Source organism: Agromyces sp. P1_H4, assembly GCF_056405255.1.
In genome coordinates this window covers 1-6,264 of record NZ_JBFUCL010000222.1, presented here as the reverse complement: position 1 = coordinate 6,264, position 6,264 = coordinate 1, and the positions used below count along the sequence as shown (strand labels likewise).

The following is a 6,264-nucleotide window of genomic DNA, read 5'->3' as shown; positions in this document are numbered from 1 at the left end:
CCTCGACGCCGACATCGCCATCGAGGAGCCCGGGGCCGTCGCGCCCGAGGCGTCGCAGGCCGTCGTCGACGGTCAGGTCCCCGTCGCAGGCGCGCCGGGCGCCGCGGCGCCGGCCGAGGTGCCGCCGCCGTCGCGCTGGCACACGACGCTCCACCAGATCACGACCGGCAACGCGATCATCTCGGTGCTCGCGGTGCTGCTGGCCCTGCTCGTCGGCGCGATCATGATCGCGTTCACCGACGAGCGCGTGCAGGAGGCGAGCGGCTACTTCTTCGCCCGTCCGGGTGACACCCTCATCGCCATCTGGGAATCGGTGTCCGGAGCCTACTCCGCGCTCTTCCAGGGCTCCGTCTACAACTTCCGGCGCGACGACTTCATCTCCGGCATCCGCCCGCTGACCGAGACGCTGACCTTCGCCACGCCGCTCATCGCCGGTGGCCTCGGCGTGGGCCTCGCGTTCCGCGTCGGCATGTTCAACATCGGCGGTCGCGGGCAGATGCTCATCGCGGCATCCGTCGCCGGCTGGCTGGCGTTCGGGTTCGACCTCCCCTGGGGCATCCACATGCTGGTCGCCCTCCTCGGCGGCCTCATCGGCGGCGCGCTGTGGGCGGGCATCGCGGGTGCGCTCAAGGCGCGCACCGGGGCGCACGAGGTGATCGTCACGATCATGCTCAACTACGTCGCCTTCTACCTCGTGTCGTGGATGCTGCGCACCCCGGGCCTCCTGCAGGCGCCGGGATCGAGCAACCCGAAGACTCCCGCGATGAAGGAGACGGCGATCTTCCCCGCCCTCCTCGGACCGCAGTTCAACCTGCACTTCGGCTTCATCCTCGTGGTCGTCGCGACGATCATCGTGTGGTGGATCCTCAGCCGGTCGAGCCTCGGCTTCCGGTTCCGCGCGGTGGGCGAGAACCCCAACGCGGCGCGCGTCGCCGGCATCAACGTGCCGTCCATGTACATCTACGCGATGCTCATCTCCGGCGCGCTGCTCGGCCTCGCCGGCGTGAGCCAGGTGCTCGGCACCGTCACCACCGGCTTCACGGCCGGCATCGACGCCGGCATCGGATTCGACGCGATCACCGTCGCCCTGCTCGGGCGGTCGACGCCCTGGGGCATCTTCGTCGCCGGCATCCTGTTCGGCGCCTTCAAGGCGGGCGGCTTCTCGATGCAGGCGGCCGAGGGCGTTCCCATCGAGATCGTGCTCGTCGTGCAGTCGCTCATCGTGCTGTTCATCGCGGCGCCGCCGCTCGTGCGCACGATCTTCCGCCTGCCCGACCCGGCTTCGCCGAAGCGCAGACCCGTCCCGAACGTCACGCAGGAGGTGAAGGCGAAGTGAGCACCGCCGTGCAGCACCCCGCTCCCGCGCCGCAGGTCGTCGCGCTCGACACGACCGTCGTCACGAGCTGGAAGGCGCCGATCGCGTTCGCGATCTTCACGCTCCTCGCGATCGCCCTGGCGGTCTTCGCGCCGCAGGACGGCGAGACGACCTTCCGCCTGTCGACCCAGTCCGACGTGATCCAGCTCCCCGAGATCACCGTGCCCACGATGCCGACCCTCTGGATCACCATCGTGCTGCTCGCGCTCGCCACCGCCTACTCCRCCATGCTCGTGGCGTCGAAGCGCCGCGTGCCGATCTGGCTCGTCGTGGTCTTCGCGATCCTGTTCATGTTCGGCTTCCTGACGTGGGCGGCGTCCGGTGCGGCGATCCCCGTGATCGGGCTGCTGTTCGGCTCGCTGAGCCTCGCGGTGCCGCTCATCTACGGCTCCCTGGCCGGCGTCCTCGGCGAACGGGTGGGCGTCATCAACATCGCGATCGAGGGCCAGCTGCTCGCCGGGGCGTTCACGGCGGCGGTGGTGGCGTCGATCACGGGCCAGCCGATCCTCGGGCTCATCGCGGCGATGGTGGCCGGCATGCTCGTCGGCATGGTGCTCGCGGCATTCGCGATCAAGTACTTCGTCGACCAGGTCATCGTCGGTGTGGTGCTCAACGTGCTCGTCGTCGGCCTCACGAGCTTCTTCTTCTCCCAGGTCCTCGCGCCCAACGCGGCCCAGCTCAACACGCCGCCCCGCTTCGAGCGCCTGCCGATCCCCGTGCTGAGCGAGATCCCGATCATCGGGCCGGTGCTCTTCCGCCAGACCCTCGTCGTCTACCTCATGTACGTCGCGGTGGCGCTCGTGTACTTCGGGCTGTTCCACACCAAGTGGGGCCTTCGCCTCCGCGCGGTCGGAGAGCACCCGCAGGCGGCCGACACCGTGGGCATCAAGGTGAACCGCACCCGGTTCTGGAACGTCGCCCTCGCCGGCGCCATCGCCGGCCTCGGCGGCACGTTCTTCACGATCGGCTCGGGCATCGCCTTCAACAAGGAGATGACCGCGGGCGCGGGCTTCATCGCCCTCGCCGCCGTGATCTTCGGCCAGTGGGACCCCATCAAGGCGACCCTGGCGGCGCTCCTGTTCGGGTTCGCCTCGAACCTGCAGAACACGCTCTCCGTCATCGGGTCGCCGGTCCCGAGCGAGTTCATGCTCATGCTGCCCTACGTGGTCACGATCTTCGCCGTGGCCGGGCTGGTCGGCAAGGTGCGGGGGCCTGCTGCGGCCGGCAAGCCGTACATCAAGTCCTGAGCGGATGCCGCGTGGCCGCGGCATCCGTCATCTCACCGAAGGYCGATCCTGAACGGGGGAGCACCATGACCGCAACGGATGCGATCGACTGGGCCTCGCTGCGCGACCGCGCGCGCGAGGCCATGGCCAAGGCCTACGTGCCGTACTCGGAGTTCCCGGTCGGGGCCGCCGCGATCGTCGACGACGGCCGGGTCGTGAGCGGATGCAACGTGGAGAACGCCTCGTACGGCGTGACCCTCTGCGCCGAGTGCTCACTCGTCTCGGCGCTCGTCATGTCGGGCGGCGGCAAGCTCGTCGCGTTCTCGTGCGTCGACGGGCACGGCAACACGCTGATGCCGTGCGGTCGCTGCCGGCAGCTCCTCTACGAGCACTCCGCCGAGGGCATGCTCCTCGAGACGGTGTCGGGCGTGAAGACGATCGATGAGGTGCTGCCCGACGCGTTCGGTCCCCGCCAGCTCGCGGAGTTCAAGGGGACGTCCGCATGAGCGCGGTCGAGGCCTTCGACGCGGTCGACCTCATCCGCGCGAAGCGCGACGGCCACGAGCTCGACACCGCCGAGATCGACTGGCTCATCGACGCCTACACGCGGGGCTACGTCGCCGACGAGCAGATGTCGGCGATGACCATGGCGATCTTCCTCAACGGGATGTCCCGTCGTGAGATCCGCGACATGACGATGGCCATGATCGCGTCGGGTGAGCGCATGGACTTCTCGGGCCTCGGCAAGCCGACGACCGACAAGCACTCCACCGGTGGCGTGGGCGACAAGATCACCCTGCCGCTCATGCCGCTCGTCGCGACCTTCGGGGTCGCCGTGCCGCAGCTCTCCGGTCGTGGGCTGGGCCACACGGGCGGCACCCTCGACAAGCTCGAGTCGATCCCCGGGTGGCGGGCCGACCTCACGAACGACGAGATGTTCGCCCAGCTCCGCGACGTCGGCGGGGTCATCTGCGCCGCCGGATCGGGGCTCGCGCCGGCCGACAAGAAGCTCTACGCGCTCCGCGACATCACGGGCACCGTCGAGGCGATCCCGCTCATCGCGTCGTCGATCATGTCGAAGAAGATCGCCGAGGGCACGGGGGCGCTCGTCCTCGACGTGAAGTTCGGCTCCGGCGCCTTCCTCCAGGACATCGAGCGCTCGCGCGAGCTCGCCCGCACGATGGTCGAACTCGGCGAGGATGCCGGTGTGGCGACGTCGGCGCTCATCACGAACATGAACGTGCCGCTGGGCCTCACGATCGGCAATGCCAACGAGGTTCGCGAATCCGTGGAGGTGCTCGCCGGCGGCGGGCCCGCCGACGTGCGGGAGCTCACGGTCGCCCTCGCCCGAGAGATGCTCGAGCTCGCCGGCGTCCACGACGCCGACGTCGAGGCGGCCCTCGACGACGGCCGGGCCATGGACACCTGGCGACGGGCGATCGCCGCGCAGGGCGGCGATCCCGATGCGCCGCTGCCGGTGGCGCGGGAGCAGCACGTGGTCACCGCCGATCGGGACGGAGTGCTCGTGAAGCAGGAGGCCCTGCCCTTCGGCATCGCCGCGTGGCGCCTCGGCGCCGGCCGGGCGCGCAAGGAGGATCCGGTGCACCACGCGGCCGGCGTCGAGCTGCACGCGAAGCCCGGCGACGCGGTGCGTGCCGGCGAGCCCCTGTTCACGCTGCACGCCGACGAGCCGGCCCGGTTCGGTCGCGCGCTCGAAGCGGTGCAGGGCGCCTATCGCATCGGCGATGCGGGTGAGGCCGTCGAGGACGGCGGCCCGCTCATCGCGGATCGGATCGGGCGAGACCGCTAGCCCACGAGCTTCGAGATTGCCGAGACTTCGCGGGCGGGGCGCCGCTATCGTGGACACGTGAACACGATTCCGACGGAGTACCGCCTCGAGGGCGACGGCACGAACATCCAGGCGCTGCCGAAGGTGTCGCTGCACGACCACCTCGACGGAGGCCTGCGCCCGCAGTCGCTCCTCGAGCTCGCCGACGAGATCGGCCTCGAGGTGCCGGCGTCCGACGGCGAGGCGCTCGCGGCATGGTTCGCCCAACAGTCGAACTCCGGCTCGCTCGTGGAGTACCTCAAGACGTTCGATCTCACGACCGCCGTCATGCAGACCCGCGCGGGCCTGCAGCGCGTCGCGCGCGAGTTCGTGCAAGACCTGGCGGCCGACGGCGTGATCTACGGCGAGATCCGCTGGGCGCCCGAACAGCACCTCGCGCGCGGGCTCAGCCTCGATGAGGCCGTCGAGGCCGTGCAGGAGGGCATCGAGCAGGGCATCGACGATGCCCGGCACCAGGGGCAGGCCATCCGCGCCGGGCAGCTGGTCACCGCGATGCGACACGCCGATCGCGGGCTCGAGATCGCGGAGCTCGCCGTGCGTCACCGCGACCGCGGCGTGGTCGGATTCGACATCGCGGGCGCCGAGGCCGGGTTCCTCCCCGCACGTCATCGCACCGCCTTCGACTTCCTCGCCTCCCAGTTCTTCCCGGTCACCGTGCACGCCGGCGAGGCCGACGGGCTCGAGTCCATCCGCAGCGCGCTCTTCGACGGTCGCGCCCTGCGCCTCGGCCACGGCGTGCGGATCGCCGAAGACCTCACCATCGAGCGGCAGGACGACGAGAACACCTATGTCTCGCTCGGGCCCATCGCGCAATGGGTACGCGACCGCGAGATCGCCCTCGAGACCAGCCCCTCGTCGAACCTGCAGACCGGCGCGATCGCGGCGTGGGGGGACGAGCTCGTGGACCACCCGTTCGACCTCCTCTACCAGCTCGGGTTCCGCGTCACGGTCAACACTGACAACCGCCTCCAGAGCGGCACCTCCCTGACGCGCGAGCTCTCGCTGCTCAGCGACGCCTTCGGGTACGACCTCGACGACTTCGAGACCTTCCAGCTCAACGCCGCGGCATCCGCCTTCCTCCCGCTCGACGACCGCGAGGAGCTCGCCGAGCTCATCCAGGACGGCTTCGACGAAGCCTGACCGGCGCCGCGAGGCTTCGCCGCGACCCCACGCGCCCTGAACGGACCCCAATGACCACCATCCCCTCGCTGCCCGACACCGCCGTGGTGCTCGGCGCCACAGTCGACGACTGGCGCGCCGCCGTGCGCGAGGCCGGCCGGGCGCTCACCCGATCGGGAGCGACGCGGTCGGAGTACGCCGACCGAATGATCGCCGTCATCGAGGAGTTCGGCGCCTACGTGGTCATCGCCCCGGGCCTCGCCCTGGCGCACGCCCGTCCGGGCCCCGACGTGCGGCGCGAGGGCCTCGCGGTCGTCACGCTCGCCGAGGCGGTGCCGTTCGGGCATCCGCACAACGATCCCGTGCGCGTGGTCGTCGGGCTCGCCGTCTCGAACGCCGAGGAGCACGTGGCATCCGTCGCGCGGCTCGCGAACGCGTTCAACGACAGCGGCATCGTCGGCCGCATCGCCCGCGCGACGACCGCCGACGAGGTGCGCAGCCTGCTCGGCGTCGAGGCGGGCCCGGTCGAGGGCGCAGGCGCATGAGGATCGTGGCGGTCTGCGGTGCGGGCGTGGGCACATCGGCGATCCTGAAGGTCAACGCCGAGCGCGCCCTCGATCGCCTCGGCCTCAGCGCCGACGTCAGCGCCAGCGACCTCGCAGGCATCTCGGATGCCGCGGCCGACGCCCAGGTGA

7 protein-coding genes are annotated in these 6,264 nt (G+C 70.6%); all 7 read left to right on the top strand.

Annotated features, from left to right (window positions below):
- The first annotated feature begins 19 nt into the window (after positions 1-19).
- Positions 20-1,336, top strand: coding sequence for an ABC transporter permease (locus AC1DY2_RS13330; RefSeq protein ID WP_476762869.1), 1,317 nt, complete (start codon positions 20-22; stop codon positions 1,334-1,336).
- Entirely contained in the window at positions 1,333-2,622 is a 1,290-nt protein-coding gene (locus tag AC1DY2_RS13325; RefSeq protein WP_476762866.1) for an ABC transporter permease, read from the top strand. Before AC1DY2_RS13330 ends, AC1DY2_RS13325 begins: the two co-directional genes overlap by 4 nt.
- Before the next feature lie 65 nt (positions 2,623-2,687).
- Complete coding sequence (locus AC1DY2_RS13320) at positions 2,688-3,107, top strand: cytidine deaminase (RefSeq protein WP_476762865.1); 420 nt, start codon at positions 2,688-2,690, stop codon at positions 3,105-3,107.
- The gene (locus tag AC1DY2_RS13315; protein WP_476762864.1) at positions 3,104-4,411 is read left to right on the top strand and encodes a thymidine phosphorylase; all 1,308 of its coding nucleotides are present in this window, start codon (positions 3,104-3,106) and stop codon (positions 4,409-4,411) included. The genes AC1DY2_RS13320 and AC1DY2_RS13315 overlap by 4 nt, the downstream gene beginning before the upstream one ends.
- 66 nt (positions 4,412-4,477) lie before the next feature.
- Positions 4,478-5,590, top strand: a complete 1,113-nt coding sequence (locus AC1DY2_RS13310) for an adenosine deaminase (protein ID WP_476762868.1) — start codon at positions 4,478-4,480, stop codon at positions 5,588-5,590.
- 50 nt (positions 5,591-5,640) lie between these two features.
- Positions 5,641-6,114: a PTS sugar transporter subunit IIA gene (locus tag AC1DY2_RS13305; protein ID WP_476762863.1), complete on the top strand. Its 474-nt coding sequence runs from the start codon at positions 5,641-5,643 to the stop codon at positions 6,112-6,114.
- The coding region (locus AC1DY2_RS13300) for a PTS sugar transporter subunit IIB (RefSeq protein ID WP_476762867.1) at positions 6,111-6,264 on the top strand (154 nt) is incomplete at its 3' end. The genes AC1DY2_RS13305 and AC1DY2_RS13300, both read left to right, overlap by 4 nt.